The organism is Streptomyces sp. NPDC058274 (genome assembly GCF_042881375.1).
Taxonomy (GTDB): domain Bacteria; phylum Actinomycetota; class Actinomycetes; order Streptomycetales; family Streptomycetaceae; genus Streptomyces.
This window is the reverse complement of the sequence record NZ_JBHVXW010000004.1, coordinates 104,113-129,910: the sequence shown is the minus strand read 5'-3', so window position 1 is coordinate 129,910 and position 25,798 is coordinate 104,113. Positions and strand designations below refer to the sequence as shown.

At 71.7% G+C, this 25,798-nt stretch carries 18 protein-coding genes; 11 read left to right on the top strand and 7 right to left on the bottom strand.

Translation table 11 applies throughout. From position 1 onward, the window contains the following. Positions 1 to 17 precede the first annotated feature (17 nt). The 3 genes from ACFVYF_RS10540 to ACFVYF_RS10530 all read left to right on the top strand — a co-directional run bounded on the left by ACFVYF_RS10540 (position 18) and on the right by ACFVYF_RS10530 (position 2,484). A complete protein-coding gene (locus tag ACFVYF_RS10540; protein WP_389453941.1) occupies positions 18 to 1,004 on the top strand; it encodes an ArsR family transcriptional regulator in 987 nt (328 codons plus the stop codon). Positions 1,005 to 1,013: 9 nt separating this feature from the next. After that, positions 1,014 to 1,541 (top strand): glutathione peroxidase, encoded by a 528-nt coding sequence (locus ACFVYF_RS10535; protein WP_389453939.1) that lies wholly within the window; start codon positions 1,014 to 1,016, stop codon positions 1,539 to 1,541. A 94-nt stretch (positions 1,542 to 1,635) separates the two neighbouring features. Then, positions 1,636 to 2,484, top strand: a complete 849-nt coding sequence (locus ACFVYF_RS10530; RefSeq protein ID WP_389453936.1) for a MerR family transcriptional regulator — start codon at positions 1,636 to 1,638, stop codon at positions 2,482 to 2,484. 161 nt (positions 2,485 to 2,645) lie between these two features. Here ACFVYF_RS10530 and ACFVYF_RS10525 read toward each other — a convergent pair whose 3' ends face one another. After that, positions 2,646 to 4,490, bottom strand: coding sequence for an MFS transporter (locus tag ACFVYF_RS10525; protein WP_389453933.1), 1,845 nt, complete (start codon positions 4,488 to 4,490; stop codon positions 2,646 to 2,648). A gap of 270 nt (positions 4,491 to 4,760) precedes the next feature. Next, positions 4,761 to 7,556, bottom strand: a complete 2,796-nt coding sequence (locus tag ACFVYF_RS10520; RefSeq protein ID WP_389453930.1) for a serine hydrolase — start codon at positions 7,554 to 7,556, stop codon at positions 4,761 to 4,763. Positions 7,557 to 7,921: 365 nt separating this feature from the next. On the opposite strand from ACFVYF_RS10520, the gene ACFVYF_RS10515 reads away from it, so the two are divergent. The 3 genes from ACFVYF_RS10515 to ACFVYF_RS10505 all read left to right on the top strand — a co-directional run bounded on the left by ACFVYF_RS10515 (position 7,922) and on the right by ACFVYF_RS10505 (position 10,381). Beyond that, a complete protein-coding gene (locus tag ACFVYF_RS10515) occupies positions 7,922 to 8,680 on the top strand; it encodes a GPP34 family phosphoprotein (RefSeq protein ID WP_389453927.1) in 759 nt (252 codons plus the stop codon). A gap of 370 nt (positions 8,681 to 9,050) precedes the next feature. After that, positions 9,051 to 9,908, top strand: a complete 858-nt coding sequence (locus ACFVYF_RS10510) for a helix-turn-helix domain-containing protein (protein ID WP_389453924.1) — start codon at positions 9,051 to 9,053, stop codon at positions 9,906 to 9,908. 263 nt (positions 9,909 to 10,171) lie between these two features. After that, on the top strand, positions 10,172 to 10,381 hold the full coding sequence (locus tag ACFVYF_RS10505) for a DUF397 domain-containing protein (RefSeq protein ID WP_389453921.1): 210 nt from the start codon (positions 10,172 to 10,174) through the stop codon (positions 10,379 to 10,381). A 287-nt stretch (positions 10,382 to 10,668) separates the two neighbouring features. On the opposite strand, the gene ACFVYF_RS10500 is transcribed toward ACFVYF_RS10505, so the two are convergent. After that, positions 10,669 to 11,508: a hypothetical protein gene (locus tag ACFVYF_RS10500; protein WP_389453918.1), complete on the bottom strand. Its 840-nt coding sequence runs from the start codon at positions 11,506 to 11,508 to the stop codon at positions 10,669 to 10,671. Between the two features lie 81 nt (positions 11,509 to 11,589). Between ACFVYF_RS10500 and ACFVYF_RS10495 the strand changes: the two genes are divergently transcribed. Together ACFVYF_RS10495 and ACFVYF_RS10490 are read left to right on the top strand one after the other, a co-directional pair. After that, positions 11,590 to 12,375, top strand: coding sequence for an SDR family oxidoreductase (locus tag ACFVYF_RS10495; RefSeq protein ID WP_389453915.1), 786 nt, complete (start codon positions 11,590 to 11,592; stop codon positions 12,373 to 12,375). A gap of 333 nt (positions 12,376 to 12,708) precedes the next feature. Continuing rightward, positions 12,709 to 14,286, top strand: a complete 1,578-nt coding sequence (locus ACFVYF_RS10490) for a sodium:solute symporter family protein (RefSeq protein WP_389453912.1) — start codon at positions 12,709 to 12,711, stop codon at positions 14,284 to 14,286. 32 nt (positions 14,287 to 14,318) lie between these two features. Here the strand turns inward: ACFVYF_RS10490 and ACFVYF_RS10485 are convergent, their stop codons facing one another. Next, positions 14,319 to 15,434 carry an ADP-ribosylglycohydrolase family protein gene (locus ACFVYF_RS10485; RefSeq protein WP_389453909.1) on the bottom strand — a complete coding sequence of 372 codons (1,116 nt, stop codon included), beginning with the start codon at positions 15,432 to 15,434 and terminating at the stop codon, positions 14,319 to 14,321. A gap of 231 nt (positions 15,435 to 15,665) precedes the next feature. On the opposite strand from ACFVYF_RS10485, the gene ACFVYF_RS10480 reads away from it, so the two are divergent. Next, the gene (locus ACFVYF_RS10480; protein ID WP_389453906.1) at positions 15,666 to 17,066 is read left to right on the top strand and encodes an FG-GAP-like repeat-containing protein; all 1,401 of its coding nucleotides are present in this window, start codon (positions 15,666 to 15,668) and stop codon (positions 17,064 to 17,066) included. Positions 17,067 to 17,306: 240 nt separating this feature from the next. Here the strand turns inward: ACFVYF_RS10480 and ACFVYF_RS10475 are convergent, their stop codons facing one another. Then, on the bottom strand, positions 17,307 to 19,823 hold the full coding sequence (locus tag ACFVYF_RS10475) for a tetratricopeptide repeat protein (RefSeq protein ID WP_389453903.1): 2,517 nt from the start codon (positions 19,821 to 19,823) through the stop codon (positions 17,307 to 17,309). 96 nt (positions 19,824 to 19,919) lie between these two features. Between ACFVYF_RS10475 and ACFVYF_RS10470 the strand changes: the two genes are divergently transcribed. Next, positions 19,920 to 20,441, top strand: coding sequence for a DUF2165 domain-containing protein (locus ACFVYF_RS10470; RefSeq protein WP_389453900.1), 522 nt, complete (start codon positions 19,920 to 19,922; stop codon positions 20,439 to 20,441). A 60-nt stretch (positions 20,442 to 20,501) separates the two neighbouring features. On the opposite strand, the gene ACFVYF_RS10465 is transcribed toward ACFVYF_RS10470, so the two are convergent. Continuing rightward, positions 20,502 to 23,087, bottom strand: coding sequence for a bifunctional FO biosynthesis protein CofGH (locus tag ACFVYF_RS10465; RefSeq protein WP_389453897.1), 2,586 nt, complete (start codon positions 23,085 to 23,087; stop codon positions 20,502 to 20,504). Between the two features lie 151 nt (positions 23,088 to 23,238). Continuing rightward, on the bottom strand, positions 23,239 to 24,087 hold the full coding sequence (locus tag ACFVYF_RS10460) for a TIGR03619 family F420-dependent LLM class oxidoreductase (RefSeq protein WP_389453894.1): 849 nt from the start codon (positions 24,085 to 24,087) through the stop codon (positions 23,239 to 23,241). Positions 24,088 to 24,215: 128 nt separating this feature from the next. Here ACFVYF_RS10460 and ACFVYF_RS10455 point away from each other — a divergent pair, with 128 nt between their 5' ends. Continuing rightward, positions 24,216 to 25,727 carry a CehA/McbA family metallohydrolase gene (locus ACFVYF_RS10455; protein ID WP_389453891.1) on the top strand — a complete coding sequence of 504 codons (1,512 nt, stop codon included), beginning with the start codon at positions 24,216 to 24,218 and terminating at the stop codon, positions 25,725 to 25,727. Positions 25,728 to 25,798 lie beyond the last annotated feature (71 nt).

Here is a 25,798-nt window from a genome sequence, read left to right as displayed (position 1 = left end):
CGGAAGGAGGAGTACGGATGGGCTGGTGGCAGATCAACGCCGACACCCTCGCGGGCAGCCGGTTCGTGCTGTCGCCGCTGGCGGAGACCTTCGCCTGTCTGAAGCTGCTGCACGCGGGCGTGGCCGCCCACCCCGGTGAGCGCGCCTGGCTCGACGCCCAGCTGCCCGCGTACCGCAGCCGGCTGGCCGACGACCCCGTCACCGCGCTGCTCGTCCGGGCGGGCCTCGGCCGGGAGTGGATCGCCGACTTCCTGACCCCCGCCCCCAGGGGCGAGAGCTTCGAGGAGGAGGTCGCCCGGGTACGGGAGGCCTCGCCCGTCGAGGCGCGCGCCCACCTCACCGTCTCGCTGCGCGGCCCGCTGCCCGCCGCCCTGGACCGCGACGACCTGCCGCGACGCGCCGCCGACCTGCTCACCCACGTCTGGACCGAGGCCGTACGCCCGGACTGGGAACGGCGCCGGCGCATCCTCGAAGCCGACGTCGTCTCCCGTACGGCGCAGCTCAGCCAGGGCGGCTGGGCCGCCGCGCTGGACACCCTGCGGCCCGGGACGCGCTGGCTCGGGGACAACCGGCTGCAGGTGAACCTCCACGAGTACCCGCCGCGGGAGATCTCCGGCGCCGAGCTCTACTTCGTGCCCATCACCCCCCAGCGGCACGGCTGGGTGTCGTGGGAGTCGTGGCAGGAGCCGCACCGGTACGCCCTCGTGTACCCGTGCTCGGGCGCCCTCGCGGGGAGCGGACCGCGGGGTCCGGAGTCCGTGCCGGAGAGCCTGGGCGCCCTGCTCGGCCCCGCCCGCGCCGGCGTCCTCGTCCTGCTCGACTCCCCCATGAGCACGACCCAGCTGGTCGCCGTGACCCGCCAGGGCCTCGGCTCGGTCGGCCGCCACCTCAAGGTGCTGCTGGACGCGGGGCTGGTACGGCGCCGCCGGGCGGGGCGGTCGGTGCTCTACTACCGCACGCCGGCGGGAGAGGTGCTCGTCCACGCCCCCGCGGGGCGCGGCTAGCATCCCCGTATGACCACACATGACACGTCCGCCGGGTCCGCCCGGTCCGCCGATTCCGTTTTCGATGTCGGGATAGCAGCGCTCCAGGGCGGTTCCGCCGACCTCGGGCAGTACCGGGGCAAGGCCGTCCTCATCGTGAACGTGGCCTCCAAGTGCGGGCTGACCCCGCAGTACGCGGGCCTGGAGCGGCTGCACGAGCGCTATGCCGCACAGGGCTTCACCGTGCTCGGGGTGCCCTGCAACCAGTTCATGGGCCAGGAGCCGGGCAGCTCCGAGGAGATCGCCGAGTTCTGCTCGGCGACGTACGGCGTGACCTTCCCGCTGACCGAGAAGGCCGAGGTGAACGGGGACGGCCGGCACCCGCTCTACGAGCTGCTGGTCGACACGGCGGACGCCGAGGGCCACACCGGCGACATCCGCTGGAACTTCGAGAAGTTCCTGATCGGCCCCGACGGTGCCGTGGTGGCGCGCTTCTCGCCGCAGACGGAGCCGGAGTCGGCGGAGCTGGTGGCCGCGGTGGAGAAGGCGCTGCCGTAGCCCCTCCCCCGCCTCGGCGTTGACCTTGCCCCTGGGGCAGGGACCACCGTCCTGGTCACCGGGCGGCAGCCGCCCGGTGACGGAGGATGGGCCCGTGTCCCAGGAACTGCTCACGATCGGTGCCTTCGCCGCCCGCGCGCGGCTCTCGGCCAAGGCCCTGCGCCTGTACGACCGGCTCGGGCTGCTGGCCCCGGCCTACGTCGACGAGGTCAGCGGCTACCGCTACTACCGCGCCGACCAGGCCGAACGGGCCCGTCTGGTCGCGCTGCTGCGCCGCCTCGACATGCCGCTCGCGCGCATCGCGGAGCTGGTGGAGACCGACGACACCTCGGCCGCGGCCCTGCTCGGCGCGTACTGGGCGGATGCCGAGGCCCGGTTCGCCTCGCAGCGGACGCTCGCCGAGTACCTCCGTGGACGTCTGTCGGGAAGAAACTCCGAGATGTACGGGAAGTTCGTCGTCGAGACGGCCGAGGTACCGGAGCGGGTGGTGCTGACGCAGACGCGGCACACCCTCGCCGACGAGTTGCCGGCGTGGATCGGTGCCTCGCTGGAGCGGCTCGAAAAGGGGGCGAAGGTCTGCGGCGGGGTGACCGCGGCGCCCTTCGTCGTCTACCACGCCGAGGTCTCCCAGGAGAGTGACGGGCCCGCCGAGTCGTGCGTGCCCGTCGCCGACGAGGGTGCGGCGCGGGTCTGGGCCGCGGAGCAGGGACGGGGCTGGGAAACGCGGGTGCGCGTCGAGCCCGCGCGGCGGCTGGCGTTCACCCGGATCACCAAGGCGCAGGTGGCTCATCCGCAGATCGTCGCCGCGTTCGAGGCCGTCGAGGCGTGGGTCGCCGAGCGGGGGCTCGGGTACGACGGTCCCTGCCGGGAGGTCTACTTCGCCGACTGGGACTCGGCGGGGCCGAACGATCCCGTCTGTGACGTGGCGTTTCCGGTGCGGTGAGGGAGTGAGCGGGCGGGGCCGTACGGTGTTCTCGCCCCCTCCGCCCCGGCCCGTCCCGTATCCGGGGGCTCCGCCCCCGGGCCTCCGTATCGCGCTTGCGCGCTCGTCCTCAAACGCCGGACGGGCCAGAACTCTCTCCCCCGGCCCGGGCTGACAGGCACTTACCGGAGTTCCTCCGGGCACGCCGTGCCCCGTGGGAGCTGGTACGGGGCCGCCAGGCGGTACGTCCCCGGTTCCGGGGCCAGCAGCTCGGTCCACTTGTCGCCCGACGTGTCCTCCGCCGCCTCCATGAGGCAGCCGTGGAGGTTGTCGAAGGTCTTCGGCGTGCCGGACTTCCGGTGCTTGGACTCGTCCGTCTCCTGGGGAGCCTTGACGCTCTTGCCGTCGGCGTCGACGAGTCCGAGCCAGGGCGAGTACGGGATGCGGATGAGGACGCGTCCCGCCTTCTTCACCTCGATCGTCAGCTCACCCTGCTCGGCCCGGTCGACGACGGCGGGCGGATCGGCCAGCGGCGTCGGGTCGGTGACCGCGAACAGCTGCCAGTTCGCGTCCCCCCAGATCTGCTTCAGATACGGCATCCCGCGCTGGACGAGCTGCCGTTCGCGCTCGCCGCCGTCCCCGTCCGGCTCGTCCTTCGGCACCACCACGTAGTGGACGGCCCAGCGCTGGAGCCACTCGTGGTAGTTCGCCGAGTTGAGGGTGTCGTCGTAGAAGAGGGGGTTGCGCTCCATGTCCGCCTGCCGGTTCCAGCCGCGGGCGAGGTTCACGTACGGCGCGAGCGCGGACGCCTCACGGTGCGAGCGTGCCGGGACCACCTCGACCCGGCCCCGCTCGGCGCCGACCTGCTGGAGCTGGTTGACCAGGGGCGCCAGCTCGCGGGCCCAGGACGCGGCGGGCGTCGTGTGCACGATGTCGTCGACCGACTTGAACCCGATCCAGCCGCAGAATCCGACGAACGCCAGCAGGATCGCGTACCACTTGCGCGAGCGCGGCACCTCGAACGGCAGCGCGGCCAGCAGGGCGACGCCCGCGAAGAGCATGGCCAGCCGGGTGATGTTGGAGCCGATCTGGGAGCTGATCAGCCAGACGAGGAGGACGGAGAGCCCGTAGACCGCCGAGGTGATCCGTACGGTCTTCCACTGCCGGGGGACCAGCACGAAGACCAGGGCCGCGAAGAGCAGCGGCAGCACGGCCGAACCGAAGGCCATCGGCTGGGTCCCGGAGAACGGGAACAGCCAGGCCGAGACCGCGACGACGACGGTCGGGGCGATGCCCAGTGCCCATGCGCCGGGCCGGCGCTTCTGCAGGAACAGGGCGACCGCGACGAGTCCGACGAAGAGCCCGGCGACGGGCGAGGCGGCGGTCGCGAGTGCGGCGAGAGGGGCGGCGCACAGGGCCTTCGCCCAGCGTTTGTAGCGCCAGCGGTAGGGCCAGCAGAAGACCACGGCGGTGGCACCGAGCGCGAAGGCCATGCCGAGACCGAAGGTCACCCGGCCCGACGCGGCGTTGCACAGCAGCGCGAACACGCCCGCGAGCGCGGGCCACAGCGGCTGCCGCACGGCACGGCTGCGGATCAGGATCATCGTCAGCAGCCCGGCCGAGATCGTCCCCGCGATCATCATCGTCGTCCGCACCCCGAGCACGGACATCAGATACGGCGACACCACGCTGTACGACACCGGGTGCATCCCGCCGTACCAGGCGAGGTTGTACGCCGAATCGGGGTGCCGGCCCACGAACTCGGCCCAGGCGTCCTGCGCCGCGAGGTCCCCGCCACTGTTGGCGAATGTGAAGAACCAGACGATGTGCAGCACCCCGGCGAGCACGGTGACGAGCGCGACGGGGTGCCGGAGCAGCAGGGCCACGAGGGCGCCGGAGGAGCCGTCGGAGTCATCGGAGTCAGGGGCGCCGGAAGGGGCCGGACGGTCGGCGGGCAGCGGTATTCGCGGGCCGGGTCCTGGATCCGGCTGGGCGTCGTCGGCGTGTGTCGGCTCCGCTGTGGCCACTTGAAGGCACTCCCCGTGTCCCGATTTTCCGTTCTCGGCCGGGACCCTCGGCCCTCGACCCGCCCCGTTCGCGACGCTAGCACGCACCCCGCCGACGGGCGCCCGGGCGGGCCTCCGTCGGCGAGGTGCGGTGCGTTCGCCGTACCGCGGTACAGCGCTCGTACGTATGTCCGGTACTGCTCGACCCATGTCGGCCGGTGCGGCCGGACAGGTCACGCGGGTGAACACCCGGGCCGGTCCGCCCGGGTGACCATCCCTCGGCCTCCCGGCTCAGCCCACCCGGGTCAGCTTGGCGCCGAAGCCCGGCTCGGCCAGGTCCGACTGGAGCGCGACCGGGATCTTCACGGCGTGGTGCGAACCGTCGCCCACGGTCAGTTCGCCGACGACCTTGCCGGTCTCGCCCGAGTGCGGAACGGCCGTCTTGCCCTGCTGCCCGATCGACAGCTTCGTCGTCAGTCCGGGCCAGCCGACCGCCGTCATGTTCTTGGTGGCGACGACCGGCGTCCGCCCGCCGAGCTGGTCGTCCACGTACCCGACGACGTCGCCCTTCTTCACCACCGTGGCGGAGGTCAGGCTCTGCTGGACCTTGTCGATGAGCTTCTGGCTGTTGGTCAGGGCCAGGTGGAGGCTGTCCCAGACCTTGCCCGTGCCGGCGTTCTGGCTCATGACCGCGCCGTAGATCGTCTGCGTCTTGCCGTTGACGGTCTTGGTGGCGGCCCACACCAGGTTGCCGCCCGCGGGCGTCGACGAACCGGTCTTGAGGCCGATCACGCCGACCTGCTGCACCAGCAGGTCGTTGTTGTTGTAGATGGGCTTGTCGAGACCGGGGATCTTGGCGCTGGCCATCCCGACGATGCTGCGGAACACCTCGTCCTGCATGACGTTCTTGGCCAGCTTGATCTGGTCGCTCGCCGTGCTCACCGTCGTCTTCTGCAGCCCGCTCGGATCCGTGTACGTCGACTTCGTCATGCCGAGCTTCTTCGCCGCGGCGTTCATCTTGCCGACGAAGGTCTTGTTGTCGGAGTCCCAGCGGGCCAGCAGCCGCGCCGCGTTGTTGCCGGACGGGATCATCAGCATCTGGAGCATCTGACGCTCCGTGAACTTCTGGCCCTTGGTCATCGCGGCCGTCGACTCGTCCGGCAGCTTCGACTCGTCCTCGGCCTGCTGGTCGACGGTGATCTGCGGGCCGCCCTCGTTCCCCTTCAGCGGGTGCTCCTGGAGGATCACGTACGCCGTCATGATCTTGGCGACGCTCGCGATGGGGGCCGCCGTCTGCTTGCCGTCGGTACCGAGGCTGCCGGCGCCCTCGACCTCGATCGCCGACTGGCCCTGCCCCGGCCACGGCAGGTCGAGCTTGCCGCCCTTGAAGGTGTACGTCTCGTCGGCGGTGAGCCCGAGACTCGGGGTCGGCAGCGGTCGTACGGCCTGTACGACTGCAAAGACCACGGCAAGAAGCAGGACCAGCGGGGTCCAGATCTTGACCCGCCGCACGATCGTGCGCACCGGGGTCTCCGGGGGCGGCGGCGTGTTCGTCAGCTCGGCCAGCAGATCCAGCGGCGGCCTCGGCGGCAGGGGTTGCTGCGTGGTCCGCTCCGGCCCGACCTGCGGGATGGAGGAGGTCGACTCGGCGGGTGCGACCGCCGGCTTCGCCGGGGCCGGCGCGGAGGCGGAAGCGGAAGCGGGCGCCTGGGCCGCCGCCGGCTTGGCCGCCCCGCGCTCGTCCAGCGGCTTCAGCGCGACGAACTTGCTGGTGCGTTCGGCCGGGGACTCGGGGGCGGGGCGCGGGGGCGACTTCGGCTTGTCGTCCGAGTTCGGCCGGGCGTCCGACTTCGGCTGGGCGTCCTGCGACTGGGCGTCCGGCTTCGGCTGGGTGCCCGGGTGCGCCGGGGCGTCTGACTTCGACCGGGCGTCCGGCGACTGGGCGTCCGACTTCGGCTGGGCGTCCGGCTTCGGGCCGGGCTTGGCGTCGGCCGGGGCGGGTGTGCCCGCCGCCTTGGTGGCGCCGCCCAGCTTGAGCATCGTCGTGGGCTGGTCCACGGCGGGCGTCCGCACCGCCTTGAAGACCGCGGTCGGCTGGTCGACGGGGGGCTTGGCAGCGCCCTCGTCGGGCCCCTTGGCAGCTTCCCCGGACTCCGGGCCCGGGGCATCGCCTCCGGAACCCCTGGCGGGGGCGTCGGCGTTGGCAGGCGTATCGCCGGCGGAACCCTTGGCAGGCGCATCGGCCTCGGCCGCCGTATCGCCGGCCGATCCCTTGGCGGTCGCACCCTTGGCGGGAGCGTCGGCCTCCGGCCCGGGCGCGTCCCCGGTGGAGTCCTTGGCAGGCGCGACACGCTTGGCCGCCGTACCGACGGCAGAACCCTTGGCAGGCGCATCGGCCTCGGCCGCCGTACCGACGGCAGAACCCTTGGCAGGCGCATCGGCCTCGGGCCCGGCCACGTCCTCAGCGGAACCCTCGGTCGAGTCACCGGCCTTGGGCGCGGCCTCGTCGCCGGTCACAGCACCCTGGGTGGCGTCCTTGGCCGAGCTGTCCGACCCCACGGGGTCGCCGGAGCCGTCGGTGGCGTCCGAGCCCGAGCCCGAGCCCGAGCCCGAGCCACCAGCGCTACCGGAGCCGTCGGTGCCATCGGTGCCGTCGGCGGAACCTTCCGCCTCGGCGGGACCGTCGGCCTCAGCGGCGTCCTCGGCGGGACCGTCGGCCTCAGCCGAGCCCTCGGCCGAACCTTCGGAGCCCTCCGCCGAGCCCGTGCCCTCGGGGGCGTCCGGGTCGTCCGCGGTCGCCACCCACGCGGCCACCGCGGCCCGCAGGCGCGCGTCACCCGAGGAGCCGCCCTCACCGGGCGGGGACGAGGCGCCAGCCGCGGCCGGTGTCTCCTCGGCCGCCGCGGGAGCGACGGACTCCGCCGGCTCCTGAGGCGCGTCCCCGGTTCCGGCCGGCTCCTGGGGCGCGTCCCCGGTCCGCTCGGCCTCCTTCAGGGCCCGGGTGGAGAACACCGCGGTCGCCTGATCCACCCGTACCGTGGCGGCCCGCTCCCGGGCCACCGCCATCCGCGGATCGGCCGCGCCCACGGCCGGACCCGACGCCGAGGCCGGCCCGGCCCCCCGCGTCGGACCCGGAACCGCGGCCGGGGTCCCCGACGTCGCTTCTGCCGACGACGCCGACGACTCGTGCTGCTTCGACCTGTCGGGGGACTCGCCCGCCACCGATGCCTCCTCCATGCGCCACCCAGCGGCGCCCAACCGAACCGTGAACCCTCGAACCGCCGCCCGGACATCGCTGTCCGAACCATGTACCAGTGTCCTGTGTGCGGGCATGACCCCTGCGGTAGACGAGAACGACATATCTACCGGTTCCACTACAAAGTGGTCACGCACCCTCGACAGACCAATGTGAGAGGGGTCACCCTGTCATTCATCCACGCGGGGAGGCATGGATGGGCAGGAGCCGCAGAACTCTTCCGGAAGAGCTTCTACTGCTGGCGTTGGACCCGACCACGGGTACCACCGCACAGCCGCAGTCGCTCGACCTCGGTCTGGCCGGAGCACAGCTAGTGGAGCTGGCGCTGGCCGGACGGATAGCCCCAGACGGGGATCGTATCGCCGTGGTGGCACCACGGCCGACTGGAGATCCAACACTGGACTGCGCGTTGGAACTGCTTCGCCGACGCGGAGCACCCGTACGCGCAGTGAACTGGATCGGCGGACCCCGACTCGGGCTACGTCAGATCTATCTCGCGCATCTGGAGAGGTGCGGCATGGTGCATGCCGTGGCCGGCCAGATGTGCGGGGTGCTGCCGACAACTCGCTATCAGGCGACGGACACGGCAATCAGCCGGGAGATCAGGTCCCGGCTGGACAACGCGATCCGCACCGGCGTCCCGCCGGACCCGCGGACCGCGGCGCTCGCCGCACTGGCCCACGCGGTCGGTCTCGGCAAGCACCTCTACCCGGGGAATGAGGGACGCTCGTCCCGCTCCAGGCTCCGGGACCTGATCAGGCACGACCCCATGGGCGGCCTCGTGGCGCACGCGGTCATGGACGTCCAGAACGGCGTGGCCGCACAGCCGCGCCGCAGCCCGGCACCACAGGTCGGCCGCCAGGCCACCGTCGGAGCCAGGACCGCACCGGAACCGGCCAGGGGTGTTCCGATGCAACCGCACCACGGTTCCATGGCACGTGCCGTGGCTCACTGAGCCGCAGTACCACGGCACCCCGTACGACCCGCACCGCCAACGCCGCACCGCAGTCCCCATGATCCGGTCCGGGAGCCGCTGGTCCGCGCGGGGCGATGAGGCCGGGCGTCAGTCCTCCGGGACCGGCGTCCTGACCCCATCGCCCCGCGCGGCCGCATGTGTCCCCCTGCCGTCCCCCTGCCGTCCCCCTGCCACGGCCCGTCACGGCGCCGCTTGCGGGCACCCTCCGCCGCCACTGCCGGCAAAGCCGCCGAACTGGCGTGTACGCAGCGCATATCCGCTGTTTCCCAGCGGTAGAAAGCACCTTGGTGGCAGTCTGCTCAACAGCAGATACGCAAAGTAGAGGCCCGCAGCCGGAGGTGCACGTCCCGTGGCGTCCAATGTCAATCCCACCGTCCGACGGCGCCGACTGGGCCAGGAACTGCGCCGGCTCCGCGAACTCAAGGGCATGACGGCCGAAGAGGTCGCCGAACGGCTGCTGGTCTCGCAGTCGAAGATCAGCCGCCTGGAGAACGGGCGGCGCAGCATCAGCCAGCGCGACGTCCGCGACCTCTGCGGGGTCTACGAGGTCGAGGACCACCGGATCGTCGACTCGCTGATGCAGATGGCCAAGGACTCCCGCCAGCAGGGCTGGTGGCATTCCTTCGGCGACATCCCGTACAGCGTCTACATCGGACTGGAGACGGACGCCGCGTCCCTGCGGGTCTACGACCCCCAGGTCGTCCCCGGCCTGCTCCAGACCCGGCCGTACGCCGAGGCGCTGATCGCGGGCGCCCTGCCGGAGACCGCGTCCGGCGACATCGACAAGCGCGTCCAGGTGCGCCTGCGCAGGCAGGAACGAATCTCCGCCCCCGAGAACCCGCTCCGGCTGTGGACCGTCCTCGACGAGTCCGCGCTGCGCCGGGTCGTCGGCAACCGCTCGCTGATGCGCGACCAGTTGGAGCACCTCGTCGAACAGTCCCAGCTGCCGCACGTCACCGTGCAGGTGATCCCCTTCGACATGGGCGCACATCCGGGACTCAACGGGCAGTACGCGATCCTGGAGTTCCCGGACGCGGCGGACTCGAGCGTCGTCTACATCGAGGGCGTCACCAGCGACCTCTACCTGGAGAAGGCGAACGACGTCCAGAAGTACAGCGTGATGTACGAGCACCTGCGGGCCCAGGCCCTCAACGTCGACCAGTCGCGTCAGTTCATCGCCGACATCGCGAAGGAATACGCGCGCTGAGCCGCGCGCCGAGCGGTCCGGACACGCCCTGAGGTGGCGCCCCCGGCGAGAAGGTGCGGACACTACACCTTCGCCGGGCCGCGGCGGAAGACCCCACTGGAATATGCCATCCAGTCGAGTGAATAGTCGCTTCGTCCGCCGATGTTGGCGAGTAGCGTCGATCACGCCACCGAGCAACAACGTTGGCGCAATCCGAACAGCGGGTTCCGGAAGGACCCCGTAGTGCGGTGACAGCAACTCAACGACTGGCTACCGGAGTAAAAATGGCTATCCATCAAGGCGCCACGGACACCTGGACCAAATCCTCGTATTCCACTGGCAACGGCGCATGTGTCGAGGTCAAGTCCCCGGTTCTCGCGGCGATGGCCGTGCGGGACTCCAAAGTCCCCGAAGGACCCACGCTGGCGTTCCCCGCGAACTCGTGGAACGCCTTCGTGGCCGAAGTGAGCCGGGGGTCCTTCGACCTCGCCTGATGCCTCCACGCCCAACAACCGCACCAACCAACTGCATACGCACCACCGACAGAGCCCTCTCGTCTGGCCCGCCGTCCTAGCCGAGGGGGCTGTGTTTTTTGAGCTCGGTTCGCCTCCGGGGCTGTGTTTTTTGAGCTCGGTTCGCCTCCGGGGCGACAAAGCCGGTGTCGAGGGACCGACCGTGCTCAGCCCCTCCTTCGTCGGGGCCTCCGCGCGCTCGGTCCCTCGACACCGGCGCGCCCCTTCGGCTCACTCGCGTAGGTCACCGTTGGTCAGCTCTCCCGTCGTCAGCGCAGGCGGTCCACATAGCGGTCCGTGCCCGGGATCGTGGGGATGAAGGGGGCCACCAGCTCGACCTTGCCCAGGCCCGTTTCCCGTATCGCCTCGTCGAGGCCGGTGAAGTACTCCTCCCAGCACTCCCGCGGATCCGCCTCCAGGAACCACAGCAGGGTCAGCCGGGTGTCCACTCCCTCGACCTGCTTCACATAGGTCATGCGGTCCCCGGGCAGGGGGGTCGGGCGGAAGATCGTGACGAGGGCCGCGGGTGAACCGGCCAGCCGTTTCGGGAGGTGCCGGGAGCGCAGCCATTCCAGCAACTCGGCGCGCTGCTCGGCGGATCCGGCGTCGATGACCTCCAGCACCAGGCCCGCGTACGGATGGTCGAGGGCATGGAAGTCGCGGGGCCCGGCGGCCCCGTCCCGGTACACGGTCGCCTCGTGGTCCTGGAACGCGGTGAAGACGTGGGTGCGGTCCTGGTAGACCCGGCCGTCGCGGTTCAGCCGCTTGTTGATGCCGACGGTCCACTTCATGTGGTCGTCGTAGCGGCCCTCGGTGACCCAGTACGTGGAGAGGTAGCACCCGGCCGTGACGGGCTGGGCGACCGCCGACTTCTCCGGGTGGCGCAGGAGCTGGAGGTCGCGGGTGGCGACCCAGCGGCGGCCCGCGTACATCCACGGCATCGCCATCGCGCCCGCGAAGTAGTGATCATCTTCGTACCAGCGGTTGTACGCGTACTCGTGGCCGGGGTGCGGCTCGACCATGGTGATCAGGGCGTGGCCCGGGCGGACGCCGTACGGGCCGACGGCGGCCAGTTCCGCGTACACCTCGCTGCGTGTCTCCTCGGACATGACGATCCCCTTCCCTCTTCCGCCGGACGCCCATACTCTGACGCTCCGTCAGATATTGCGCCAGACCCAGGAAGGCCTGTCATGTCGCTGCTCGCAGGGAAGACCGTCGTCGTCTCGGGAGTCGGCGCCGGGCTCGGCCATCAGGTCGCGGCGGCCGTCGTGCGCGACGGCGGCAACGCGGTGCTCGGGGCGCGCACGGAGGCGAACCTCGCGAAGTCCGCCGCCGAACTCGATCCGGACGGCGCCCGCACGGCGTACCGGCCGACGGACATCACCGACGAGGGGCAGTGCGAGGCGCTCGCGGCGCTGGCGCGGGAGCGGTTCGGGCGGATCGACGCGGTGGTGCACGTCGCCGCCTGGGACAGCTACTTCGGCGGCCTGGAGGACGCCGATTTCGCCACCTGGCAGTCGGTCATCGACGTGAACCTGCTCGGCACCCTGCGGATGACCCGGGCCTGCCTGCCGGCCCTGAAGGCGGACGGCGGCTCGGTCGTCATCATCGGGACGCAGTCGTCGGTGGCCGCCCCCTCGCAGGTCCGGCAGGCGGCGTACGCGGCCTCGAAGGGGGCGCTGACGAGTGCGATGTACTCGATGGCCCGCGAGCTCGGCCCGCACCGGATACGAGTGAACACGGTGCTGCCGGGCTGGATGTGGGGCCCGCCCGTCGAGGCGTATGTGCAGTTCACCGCGCACACCGAGGGCGTACCGGAGGAAGAGGTGCTGGGGCGGCTCACCGAGCGGATGGCGCTGCCGGAGCTGGCCACGGACGGGGATGTGGCGGACGCCGCGGTGTTCCTGGCGTCCGACCGGGCCCGGGCGATCACCGGGCAGTCCCTGCTCGTGAACGCCGGCGAACTCATGCGGTAGGCAAGGCAGCGGCCGCCCCCTTCTCTCAGTCGTACGGGACCCGCATCCCGTACGCCCGTCGTCCTGTCGGTGTCTGTCTGACGAAGTGCCCGCTCATCGTGTGTTCCGCGTCACGAGCACGACAACCGCCGTACGGGTCAAGAGCAAGTAAAATCGTTCGGCTTTCTGATCCCGGTTCACATCCGTGACCGCTTGGGGCCTTGACCGGTTGGCCGAAACAGCGGTTCAATCCCCGAAGTCCCCGCTCCCGCACGGGGGCGCCGCCCATGCGTGTACTGACGAAGTGCCGTCCGGTATCTGCAGGTTCACAAGGCGGACCCCTGGAGGGGGCACATGAACGGTCTCGACTGGGCCGTCCTGGTCGCGTACTTCGGTGTGATGACCGCGATCGGCATCTGGTCCCACAAGCGTGTGGACGATGTCAGCGACTTCTTCACCGCGGGCGGCAAGATGCCCTGGTGGCTGTCCGGCATCTCGCACCACATGTCGGGCTACAGCGCGGTGATGTTCACCGGCTACGCCGGTATCGCGTACACCTACGGCATCACCTCGTACGTCACCTGGGCACTTCCCATCGCCATCGGCATCGCGATCGGCGCCAAGGCCTTCGCGCCACGGCTCAACCGGCTGCGCTCGCGGCTGCACGTCGCCTCGCCGCTGGAATATCTGAAGGACCGCTACAACCTCCCCACCCAGCAGGCGCTCGCCTGGTCCGGCATCCTGCTGAAGATCGTCGACGTCGGCGCCAAGTGGGCCGCCATCGCCACACTGCTCAGTGTCTTCACGGGCGTCACGCTCACCCAGGGCATCCTCATCACCGGCGGCATCACGGCCGTGTACTGCACGATCGGCGGTCTGTGGGCCGACGCGCTGACCGAACTCGGCCAGTTCGTCATCCAGCTGCTGGCCGGCGTCTCGATGCTGATCATCGCGCTGAACAAGATCTCCGACCAGGGCGGTCTGTCCAAGGCCCTGGACTCGCCGAAGCTGCACGGTCACGCGGACGGCTTCGCCGGCCCGTACATGACGGTGTTCTTCATCGCGTATCTGTTCATCAAGCTCTTCGAGTACAACGGCGGCATGTGGAACCAGGCCCAGCGCTACATGGCGACGGGCAGTGCCAAGCAGGCCCAGCGGTCGGCGATGCTGTCGGCCTCGCTGTGGTTCGTGTGGCCGGTCATCCTCTTCATCCCGATGTGGCTGGCGCCGCTGCTGGTGACGGCCAAGAAGCCGGACGGGTCCGACGCGTACGGGCTGATGACCGAGCAGCTGCTGCCGCACGGTCTGCTGGGCCTGGTGGTCGTCGGCTTCTTCTCGCACACGATGGCCATGTGCTCCTCGGACGCCAACGCCATCTCGGCCGTCTTCACGCGGGACATCATGCCGGTGCTCTCGAAGGCCGCGCGGGCCTGGGACAACCGGGCCGGGCTGATCGCCGGCCGGATCACGACCGTCGGCTTCCTCGCCCTGTCCATGGGCGTGGCCACCCAGGTCAACTCACCGACGTTCAAGGACATCATCACGGTCGTCATCAAGTGGGTGGCCGGTCTGATGGGCCCGATCGCGATCCCGTTCATCCTGGGTCTGCTGCGGCCGTTCCGTAAATCCGGACCGACCGCCGCCCTCACCAGCTGGGCCCTGGGTCTCCTGGCCTTCTTCTTCATCAACTACAACCTGGACTTCTCGCAGCGCACCGACGTGAAGCTGGAGTACCAGGTCGCACTGCCCATGGCGGTCTCCCTCGTCCTCTACATCCTCATCGGCTTCCTGAAGCCCGAGGCCACCCCGGAGCGCGACGCCATCATCGAGAAGATCAACACCGACGACGACGGTCCGGGTGCGGCGTCCGTCGCGATCCCGGCCCCGGCAGAGCCGGCGGACGGGGTGGTGGGGACCCCCGTCAAGGACTGACCCCGCCCGGGTGTGCGCGGAGCCGGCCCAGGTCAGGCCCGCGGATACCGGGCGAGCCATCCCGGTGACGACCCGGCGGGCCCGTGCAGTGCGGGCCCCTGGGTCATCTCCATCGCGAAGTCGTCCGCGAGGACCAGCATCGAAGGACGGCCCTCCAGTTCGGCCAGCCAGGCCGGCGGGAGGGCCGTCTCGCCGTGCAGGGCGCCGAGCAGACCCCCGGTGAGAGCCCCCGCGGCTCCCGAGGGCCCTCCGTGGTTCACCGCGAGGCCGAGTCCCTGGCGGATGTCCTCCCCGACCAGCGCGCAGTACACGGCGACCGCCAGCACCCCCTCCGCCGTACCCTCGCCGGCCAGTTCCTCGACCCGGTACGGGGTCGGCATCCCCTGCCGTACGGCCCCCAGGGCGTGCTGGAGGGCGTCCGTGACGGGCTGCTGCCCCGGGCGCGCGGCCAGCAGCGCCAGGGCCCGCTGCACGGCCGCGTCGAGGCTCTCGCCGCGCGCCAGCGCGTGCACGACGACGGCGTACGCCCCCGCCGACAGGTAGGCGAGCGGGTGCCCGTGCGTCTGCGCGGCGCACTCCACGGCGAGCTGCATCACGAGTTGCGGCTCCCAGCCGACCAGCAGCCCGAAGGGTGCCGAGCGCGCGGCGGCCTCGGCGCCCAGCTCACCGGGGTTCTTGGGCGCGTCCAGGGTGCCCATGGTCTCGTCGCCGAGGCCGGTCAGACAGGCGCGCGCCGGATCGCGCCGGGCGTACAGCCACTCCTCGCGGGCCAGCCAGCCGTCGTCCTTGCGGCGTTCGTCGGGCCCCCAGTCGCTCTGCGTGGCGGCCCAGCGGCGATAGGCGCGGTGCAGATCGGTGGGCGGGTGCCAGGCGCCGGTGTCGCGGCGCACCTGGGCGCGTATCAGTCCGTCGAGCGTGAACAGCGTCAGCTGGGTGAGGTGGGTGACGGCGCCGCGTCTGCCGTGCCCGAAGGTGAGGTCGGTGAGGCCGCTCGCGCCGTGCGTCTCCCGGATCTCCTCCAGGGTGAGCCCGTCGAGCGGTGCGCCCAGGGCGTCACCGACGGCCGCTCCCAGCAGGGTGCCGCGCACTCTGCTGCGGAAGTCCTGCTGCTCGCTGCGGCCCCAGACGGCACCGGCTGTCGCACCCACCACGCCCTCCTCCGGTCCGCATCGCTCAGCACTGTAATCGAACGGGAACGGTCGGTTCAGGGCCCGTCTCGGAATGCGAAATGTGGCCCGACTGGTCGCTTTTGGACACCGATCCCCGGCTTCTCCGGCCTTGACCCCCTGTTCTCGCCGCCCCGGACGCCACAACCGTTTCCCCCGCCCGCGGGTCAACGTGAACGACCGACCTACCCGCACCCAACTTCTGGAGCCCTCGTGCCTCACCCCAAGAGCCGTCGCACCGTCGCGCGGTGCGTGGCGCTCGCCGCCCTGCTGTCCGCCCCGGTGACCCTCTCCGCGGGCCCCGCGGCGGCCGCCCCGAAGACCCCGGTGGTCGACTTCAACGGCGACGGCTACGCCGACCTCGCCATCAGCGCGCCGCGCGGCACCGTGTCGGACGTCCTGTCGGCGGGATACATCTCGGTGGTGTACGGCTCCGCCGCGGGCGTCGACACCGCGCACCCGCAGCTGATCTCCCGCGCCACCGAGGGGGTGCCCGGTGACGTGCACGAGTGGGGTCTGTTCGGGACCAGGACGGCGGCCGGCGACCTCGACGGCGACGGCCGTACCGACCTCGTCGTCGGCGACTGGAACGACCCGGTGGTGCTGTGGGGCTCCGCGGACGGCCTCGGCGACCCCACCAAGCTCCCGGGCGCCTACCAGGTGGGCGTCGGCGACATCAACGGCGACGGGCACGCCGACCTCCTCGCCAACCACGACGGGGGCCTTCAGGTCCGCTTCGGCCCCCTCACCCGCGCCGGGGTCCCCGTCTCCACCGACACCCTCACCTACGAGGACGAGGACGACGCCTCGGACTTCGCCGTGGGCGACATGAACGGGGACGGCAAGGACGACGTCGTCATCACCCACGGCTTCGAGGAGATGCAGTACCAGTCCGCCTACTACAAGGGCACGTCGACGGGCCTCGCCAAGACCCCCAAGAGCACCGGCTACTACACGGTCGGCGGAGTCGTCGCCGACGTGAACAAGGACGGCTACGGCGACTTCATAGCCCGTCAGGTCAGCCAGGTGTCGGAGACGATGCAGTACGACGCGGGCGCGGTCCGGGTCGTCTACGGCTCCTCGTCCGGCCCCTCCACCCGCACCGCGAAGATCACCCAGGACACGGCCGGCGTCCCGGGTGTGGACGAGGCGGGCGACAACACCGTGGGCTACGGCGACCAGTTCGGCTACTCGCTGGCCGCGGGTGACGTGACCGGCGACGGCTACCCCGACATCGCGGTCGGCGTGCCCGGCGAGGACATCGGCTCCGTGCGTGACGCGGGCTCGGTGGTGCTGCTGAAGGGCGGGGCCGCCGGTCTCACCGGCACCGGCGCGCAGGCCTTCGACCAGTCCACGTCCGGTGTCCCGGGCGCCTCCGAGGCGAACGACAACTTCGGCGTCGGGGTGCTGCTCGCGGACGTCAACGCCAACAACCGGGCCGACCTGATCGCGGGCGCCCCGCAGGAGGACGGTGCGTACGTCGACTCGGGCGCGGCCTGGGTGTTCCGCGGCTCCAAGGCCGGTCTGACGACCACCAACATCGCCTCGTTCGGTCCGAGTTCGCTCGAAGCGCCGGAGAACGGGGCTTACTTCGGGCAGGGGTTCGCCCACTGAGGCCTTCGGCGGGTGGGGTTCGGCCGGGGGCCTGCGAGCGCTCGTCTCCGGGGTGAACCATCGGGCGCGCCAGGGCACATGGCGCGCCCGGACGCCACGGGCCCGGGCCCTCGGCTACCCGAGTCCTCGGCTACCCGGCTCCTCGGCTCCTCGGTTCCCCGACTCCCGGGTATCGCCACCGCCGCCGTGCCCCGTCCGCGGGTGTCGCCGTCGCCACCGCCCGTGCCCCGTTCGCGAGTGTCACCCCCCGCCGTCACCCGCGAACCGCTCTCGGATCGCGGCCCGTTGTTCCAGCGCCCACGCGTACCCCGGCCTGAGCTCCAGCGCCCGGTCCAGATCGGCGAGGGCCTCCTCGTGGCGGCCGAGGGCGGCCCGGGATGCGCCCCGGCTCGCGTAGGCCGACGCGTACGCGCTGTCGAGCGCGAGGGCTCTGTCGTAGTCGGCCAGCGCCTCCTCGTGGCGGCCCGCCGAGCGCAGGGCGTCCCCGCGCTCGCACGCTCCCCAGGCCCAGTCGGGCTGCAGGGCGACCGCCCGGTCGAGGTCGGCGAACCGGCGCGTCTGGTCGCCGCGCGCCCGCCACACCCGGGCCCGGCGGGCCAGCGCCCACCCGTACCCCGGATCGAGTTCGAGCGCCCGGTCCAGATCCACGAGGGCCTCGTCGAGTTCACCACGGCTGAGCCGCGTCGCGCCCCGGGAGGCCCAGGCGAAGGCCTGCGCCGGATCGAGGGCGATCCCCCGGTCCAGGTCCTGGATCGCGGCGTCGTAGTTCCGCAGGATGCGCTGGTACTCGCCGCGCAGCGAGAAGGCCCGGCCGTCGTCCGGCGCCAGGGCGACCGCCCGGTCCAGGTCGCCGATCGCGCCTTCGTAGTCGCCCAGTTCACCGCGGCTCGTGGCCCGGCCCCGGTAGGCGCGGGCCAGCCCGGGGTCGAGACCGACGGCAGCCTCGTACTGCGCCAGGGCCGCCTCGTACGCGCCGGCCCGGTGCAGGGCGCCACCCCTGACCGTGTGGGCGAGGGCCCGCGCCGGTGCGTCGAGGCCGGCGGGGTCCGGCGAGAGGTCGTGATCGGACTCCTCCGTGGCGCTGGAGCCCTGGTGCTCCGAGGCGCGGTTGTCGCGCGGGGGACCGTTCAGCAGGAGTCCGAGCGCCGCGGCCGTCCCGTGCCCGGCGAGGCCCTGCCCCAGCTCGAACCCCCACCACGCCGCGTCCTGCGCGCCCGCGTCCCGCCCCGCCTCCAGCAGGGCACCGGCCCAGCGCACGGCGACGGCCTCCCCCTGGTCGCAGGCGTCGACGAAGTCCCGCAGCACCTCGGGCAGAACGGTCCAAGGCTGTGCGCACAGCCGGTGGTAGGACTCCGCGAGACGCAGCTCCCGCCACCGCTCGTCGGCCCACAACTCCCCTGTACCGCTTGCCACTTCGACATCGGCGCGCCAGCCCGCGAAGGTCTCCGCGAGGCGCCCGTGCCGCTCGGCCCAGCCGCGCGGGGAGCGGTGCCGCTGCAGACGCAGCATTGGGGCCCGTACGACCTCGTGGTACTGGATCCGGTCGCCGCGGTCGCTGACGAACGGCCGCCCCCGCAGCCAGTCGAACAGCGCGTCGGCGTCCTCGTCGGGGCAGTCCACGGCGGCCCGGAAGACATCGGCGTCGAGCCGGCGCGGGAAGGCACAGGCGAGGGCGGCGGCCCTGCGCACCGGGTCCTGCTCCCACTTCAGGAACCGCTCCACGGCCGTCGCGCTGGGATCTCCCACGTCGCCCGGATCGGCCGGCCGTGTCTCGGCGAGCGTGGAGACCAGCACCGGCAGTCCGCCGGTGAGCCGGAGCACCTCCGCCACGACCGGCGCCGAGACCACTCCCCGGTCCGCGAGCAGGCCCCGCGCCTCCGCCTCCGTGAAGGGGTCCAGCGGCACGTCCCGCACCCAGTCGGCGAAGCCGCCCCAGCGCAGGGTGTCGAAAGGGTGCTGGCCCGCGGTGACGACCACGACGTTCGCGGGCAGGGCGCCGTACCGGTCCGTGGTCATCGTGTCGTGCAGCCAGCCGTCGAGGAAGAGCCCGGTGCGCTCGTAGGTGTCGAAGAGCAGCACGATCCAGGGGACTTCGGCGGCGGCCCCGGCCAACTCGGCGAGCAGGACGGGCGTCAGTACGCGCTCCGGGGAGAGCACCAGCTGCAGGTCCTCCTGGTTGCGCAGCCGGGTTCCGAACCCCGCCCGCAACCGGTCGGCGCCCTGGGCGAGTTGGGCCGGATCGACGGCTCCCGCGAACGCGCCGACGCCGGGCACCAGACCGAGGCCCACCAGTCCGGCCCGCGCGGCGGCCAGGCTCGCCGCCGACGGTGAGGCGGCCGGCACCTCATCCCGTGCCACCACGGCCGTCTCCGCCTCGTGGCGCCGCTCACGATGGGTGGCCAGCAGCCGTTCCAGGTCCTTGAACCGGTGCCCCTGCCGGGCGAACCGCTCGCAGATCACCGCCAGCGCCTCGGGCACACTGCCCACGCCCTCGTCGACGTAGGCGGTGAGCGCGCCGCGTTCCCGGGCGAGCTGCTCCAACTCCCGTACGAGGAAGGTCTTTCCCACGCCCGCGTTCCCGTGGACGTGGAACAGGAACCGGTGCCGTTCGTCCCCGGACGGCACGTCCAGATTCTCCCGGAAGGCGGCGCGCTCGACCTGCCGCCCGACGAACCCCCGCCGCCGGCGCCCCTGAATGATCTCCTGCATCGACTGCACCGACTGCATGGACCGCGACGACGGCCGTGCCCGCGCCATGTGCACACCTCTCCCCCGGTCGGCCGGCATCCAGTCTCGCCCAACTCGCCGAAAAACTCCTGGGAGTCACCCCGGCCCCGACGACATAGTGGGACCATGTCCGTCACACGAACCCCTCGCACCCCAGGCGCACTCCCGCTCGCCGCCGCCCTCCTCACCGCCACCGTCGCGCTCTACATCACCCTCGTCGCCTTCGGGAACATCACCGACTTCGGCACCAACCAGCAGTTCGTACGCCATGTCCTCGCGATGGACACGACGTTCAAGGACGACGACCTGATGTGGCGGGCCATCACGTCCACCGCCTGGCAGGACACCGCGTACGTCGCGATCATCGTCTGGGAGACCCTCGCCGCCCTCATCCTCCTCGCCGCCACCTACCTGTGGATACGCAGCGACCACGCCCAGGCCCGCCGCATCTCCACCTACGGTCTGCTGATGGTCCTGCTCCTCTTCGGCGCCGGCTTCATCGGCGTCGGCGGCGAGTGGTTCGCCATGTGGCAGTCCAAAACCTGGAACGGCCTCGACGCCGCCACCCGCGTCATCACCCTCGCGGGCATCACGCTGGTGGTGATCCATCTGCCGTTCGGCGGCCGATCCACGGAGCCGTCCGCCTAGGCCTGTCCGCGCCCCGACCGGGGCTCGTCCAGGCCCCGGTCGGACGGTGAGTCGCTCCGCTCAGTCCAACACCGGCAACAACTCCGGCAGATGACCGTCCGAAGCCGCAGCCGCCTGTTGGCGTTCCGCCGGGACCGCGCCGTACAGGGTGGTGCGGGGCTTGGCCGGGCGGCCTGCGGTTTCGGCTACGGCGATCAGGTCCTTGACGGACTTGTAGGAGCCGTAACTGGAGCCGGCCATGCGGGAGATGGTCTCTTCCATGAGGGTGCCGCCGAGGTCGTTGGCGCCGGAGCGGAGCATTTCGGCGGCGCCCTCGGAGCCGAGCTTGACCCAGCTGGTCTGGATGTTGGGGATGTGGGGGTGCAGGAGCAGCCGGGCCATGGCGGTGACCGCGCGGTTGTCGCGGACGGTGGGGCCGGGCCGGGCGATGCCCGCCAGGTACACCGGGGCGTTGGTGTGGATGAAGGGCAGGGTCACGAACTCCGTGAAGCCGCCGGTCTGTTGCTGGATGCGGGAAAGCGTGCGGAAGTGGCCGAGCCAGTGGCGGGGCTGGTCCACGTGGCCGTACATCATGGTCGAGGACGAGCGGATGCCGAGTTCGTGGGCGGTGGTGATCACTTCGATCCAGGTGGCCGTGGGCAGTTTGCCCTTGGTCAGGATCCAGCGGACCTCGTCGTCGAGGATCTCGGCGGCCGTGCCGGGGATCGAGTCGAGGCCCGCCTCCTTCGCGGCGGTCAGCCATTCGCGGATCGACAGGCCGGTGCGCGTCGCGCCGTTCACCACCTCCATCGGGGAGAAGGCGTGGACGTGCATCCCCGGGACGCGCTCCTTCACCGCCTTGGCGATGTCGAAGTACGCGGTGCCGGGCAGGTCGGGGTGGATGCCGCCCTGCATGCAGACCTCGACCGCGCCGACGTCCCAGGCCTGCTGGGCGCGGTCGGCGACCTGGTCGAGGGAGAGGGTGTACGCGTCGGCGTCCGTGCGGCGCTGGGCGAAGGCGCAGAACCGGCAGCCGGTGTAGCAGACATTGGTGAAGTTGATGTTCCGGGTGACGATGTACGTGACGTCGTCGCCGTTCACCGACTTGCGGACCTCGTCCGCGATGCGGCACAGGGCGTCCAGGGCCGGCCCGTCCGCGTGCAGCAGGGCGAGGGCCTCGTCGTCGGTGAGCCGGGCCGGGTCGTCGGCGGCCGTCGCCAGCGCCTGCCGGACGTCGGTGTCGATGCGCGAGGGCACCATCCCGGGTGCCGCGGCCTCGCGCAGCGCGCCCCAGTCGCCGTAGACGAGGTCGAAGTCCTCCCGCCGGTCGCCGGTGCGCCCCTCGGTGTCGATGGTGCGGTGCAGGTCCGTGCGGCCTGACGAGGTGAACGCCTCCTCGGGCTCCTGCCACGGATGCCCCTCGACGACCGCGTCCTCGCGGGCGAGGCCCGTCTCCGGGTCCGCCAGCGCCCGGACGTGCGGCAGCAGTCGCGGGTCCAGCCACGGCTCGCCGCGCTGTACGAACTCCGGGTAGACGCAGAGCCGTTCGCGCAGTTCGAAGCCGGCCGCCGCGGACTGCTCGCGCAGGACGTCGATCCCCGGCCACGGCCGCTCGGGGTTCACATGGTCGATGGTCAGCGGGGACACCCCGCCCCAGTCGTCGATGCCGGCGGCGATCAGCCGCCCGTACTCGGCGTCCACCAGGTTGGGCGGCGCCTGGAGGCAGCCGCCGGGGCCCATGATGTGCCGCGCCACCGCGACCGTGGCGACGAGCTCGTCCAGCTCGGCGTCGGGCATCCCGCGCATCGCCGTGTCCGGTTTGGCGCGGAAGTTCTGGATGATCAGTTCCTGGATGCCGTGGTAGGCCCGGGAGGTCCGGCGCAGCGCGAACAGCGACTCGGCCCGCTCCTCGTACGTCTCACCGATGCCGATGAGCAGTCCGCTGGTGAAGGGGACGGAGGAGCGGCCCGCGTCCTCCAGGACCCGCAGCCGCACCGCCGGTTCCTTGTCGGGCGAGCCGTGGTGGGGGCCGCCCGGCTCGGACCACAGGCGGGTGGCGGTCGTCTCCAGCATCATGCCCATCGACGGCGCGACCGGCTTCAGCCGCTGGAAGTCGGTCCACGACATCACCCCGGGGTTGAGGTGCGGCAGGAGGCCCGTCTCCTCCAGGATGCGGATCGAGATGGCCCGTACGTACGCGATCGTGTCGTCGTATCCGTGCGCGTCCAGCCATTCGCGGGCCTCGGGCCAGCGGTCCTCCGGCTTGTCGCCGAGGGTGATCAGCGCTTCCTTGCAGCCGAGTCCGGCGCCCCGGCGGGCGATGTCGAGCACCTCGTCCGGGGACATGAACATCCCGTGCCCGGCACGGCGCAGCTTGCCCGGCACGGTGACGAAGGTGCAGTAGTGGCACTTGTCCCGGCACAGCCGGGTGAGCGGGATGAAGACGCTCTTCGAGTACGTGATGACGCCGGGGCGACCGGCTGTCGCGAGCCCGGCGTCGCGCACCCGGCCGGCGGACGCGGCGAGGTCGGCCAGGTCCGCGCCGCGCGCCTGGAGCAGCACGGCGGCCTCGGTGACGTCGAGCGCGACGCCGTCCCGCGCGCGTTTGAGCGCGCGCCGCATGGAGTTCGCCGTCGGCCCGGTTCCGGAGGTCTCGGAGGTCGTCATCCTTCGAGCATACGATCGCCGTGATCAGGCCAAACGGGCGCGGCCCGGTGCGTACCGCCGGACGGGCCGTCCAGGAGTGCTCCCGGCCCGGGCCGCCCACCGCTCCCGCCGCTCCCGCCGCCCACGGACGCCCCCGTTCCGCACCCTGCACTCACCGCGTGTACGCGGCGTACTCGTCGAGCACGCGCAGGACGTCCGCCTCGCCGGCGGGCGGGAGTTGCAGGACGACCTCCTCGATGCCCAGCTCCGCGTAGTACGCGAGCTTGCCCGGGGTGGGCAGGACGGCGGACGGCACGACGTGCAGCGCGCCGGGGTCCCGGCCGGCGTCGGCCCAGACGGCGCGCAGGACGGGCAGTGACTCACCCAGTCCGCGCCCTCCGATGGGCATCCACCCGTCCGCGTACTCACTGATGTGCGCGAAGAGCTTCGGCCCGGCCGCGCCCCCGATGAGCGTGCGCGGCCCGACGACGGGACCGCGCGGCTTCTGTACGGGTTTGGGGTGGGCGTGACTGGCCCGGACGCTCCCGTACGTCCCGTCGTAGGCGGTCGGCTCCGCGGCCCACAGCGCCCGCATCAGCGCCATCCGGTCCCGGCCGAGCTCCCGTCGCGTACGCCAGTCGACTCCGTGGTCGGCGGCCTCCTCCACGTTCCAGCCGAACCCGATCCCGAGGGTGAAGCGGCCTTCGGAGAGGTGGTCGAGCGTCGCGATCTGTTTGGCGAGGCCGATGGGGTCGTGCTGGGCGATGAGCGTGATGCCGGTGCCGAGCCGCAGGTCCCGCGTGACCGCGGCGGCCTGCGCGAGGGCGACGAAGGGGTCGAGGGTGCGCCCGTACTCGCGCGGCAGCGGGCCGCCCGAGGGGTTCGGGGTGGTGCGTTCGACAGGGATGTGGGTGTGCTCGGGCAGGAACAGCCCGGCGAAACCGCGCTGTTCCAGTTCCCCGGCGAGCCGCACGGGGGTGATGGTCTCGTCGGTGAGGAAGATCGTGGTGGCGATCCGCATGGGCCCTTCCTAGCATCAGCGCCGCCAAGTCGAAAGCTGTGGATCCCCTTCCCTTGCACGGGAGTTCACGGCTCAATACCAAGTTGGTACGCGCCACCCCTGTCACTCACCACACCGGGAGCACCAGCATGTGCGAGGACGACCACGGGATCGGCAGACGCGCCCTGCTCGTGACGGGAGCCGCCGCCGCGCTTACGTTGGGCAGCGTGACCTTCGCGAACGCGGCCGGTACAGCCGGCGGAACCGAGACCCGAACGGTGCGCGGCACCCTGCCCACCGGTTCGCCGGACTTCGTCTATCTGCCGGTCGAAGTCCCCGCCGGCGTACGGGAGATCAGGGTCGCCTACACCTACGACAAGCCGGCTGTCCCGGCCGGCACGATGGCCAACGCCCTCGACATCGGCGTCTTCGACGAACACGGCACCGAGCTGGGCGGCCGGGGTTTCCGCGGCTGGTCGGGCGGCGCCCGCACGGAGTTCTTCATCCGGGCCGACGAGGCGACGCCGGGCTACATCCCGGGCCGGGTCCGTCCGGGTACCTGGCACATCGCGCTCGGCCCGTACACGGTGGCGCCGCAGGGACTGTCGTACGAGGTCACCATCACGCTCACGTACGGCGAGCCGGGCCAGGCGCCGAAGCCGGTGTACCCGCCGTCCCGCGCCAAGGGCCGCGGGCGGGCCTGGTACCGCGGCGACTGCCATCTGCACTCCTGGTACTCCGACGGCCGCCGCACCCCGGCGGAGATCGCCGCCCTCGCCCGGGCCGCGGGCCTGGACTTCATCAACTCCTCGGACCACAACACCTGCTCCTCGCACGCCCATTGGGCGGACCAGGCGGGCGACGACCTGCTGATCATGGTCGGCGAGGAGGTGACCACGCGCAACGGCCACGTGGTGGCCCTCGGTACCGACCCCGGCACGTTCATCGACTGGCGCTACCGCGCCCGGGACAACCGCTTCGGCAAGTACGCCCGGCAGATCCGCGGAGCCGGCGGCCTGGTGGTCCCGGCCCATCCGCACGCCACCTGCATCGGCTGCAACTGGAAGTTCGGCTTCGCTGAGGCGGACGCGGTCGAGGTGTGGAACGGCGCGTACACACCGGACGACGAGGTAGCGCTGGCCGACTGGGACGGCATGCTGGTCGCGTCCGTGCGCGAGGGGCGGGAGTGGATCCCGGCGATGGGCAACAGCGACGCCCACCGCGACCCCGACCCGGTCGGTACGCCGCAGACCGTGGTCCTCGCCGAGGATCTGACCCGCGACGCCATCCAGGACGGCATCCGGGCCGGCCGCTCGTACGTGGCCGAGTCCAAGGACGTGTCGCTGACCTTCTCGGCGGCCGGCCCGAAGGGTGAACACGCGGGCATCGGCGAGCGGTTGCGGGTGGCGGCGGATGCCCCGGTGACCGTCAGCCTGTCCGTCACCGGCGCCCCCGGCTGCACCCTCCGCTTCGTCACCGACCAGGGAGTCCTCTTCACCTCCCCGGCCGTGGACGCGTCCGGCGCCGGCACGGCCCAGTGGCGTACGACGGCGGCGAACTCCTCGTACGTCCGCGCCGAGGTCCGTCACCCGGCGCAGGTCCCGAGCCTCCCGGGCCCGCTGGCGGCGTTCACCAACCCGGTCTTTCTGGGCCGATCGTGACGGAGCCCGTCTTCGTCGGCCGTTCGTGACGGTCGCGGTCAGCCGGGCCCGGGTCGTGACTGTCCCCGTCA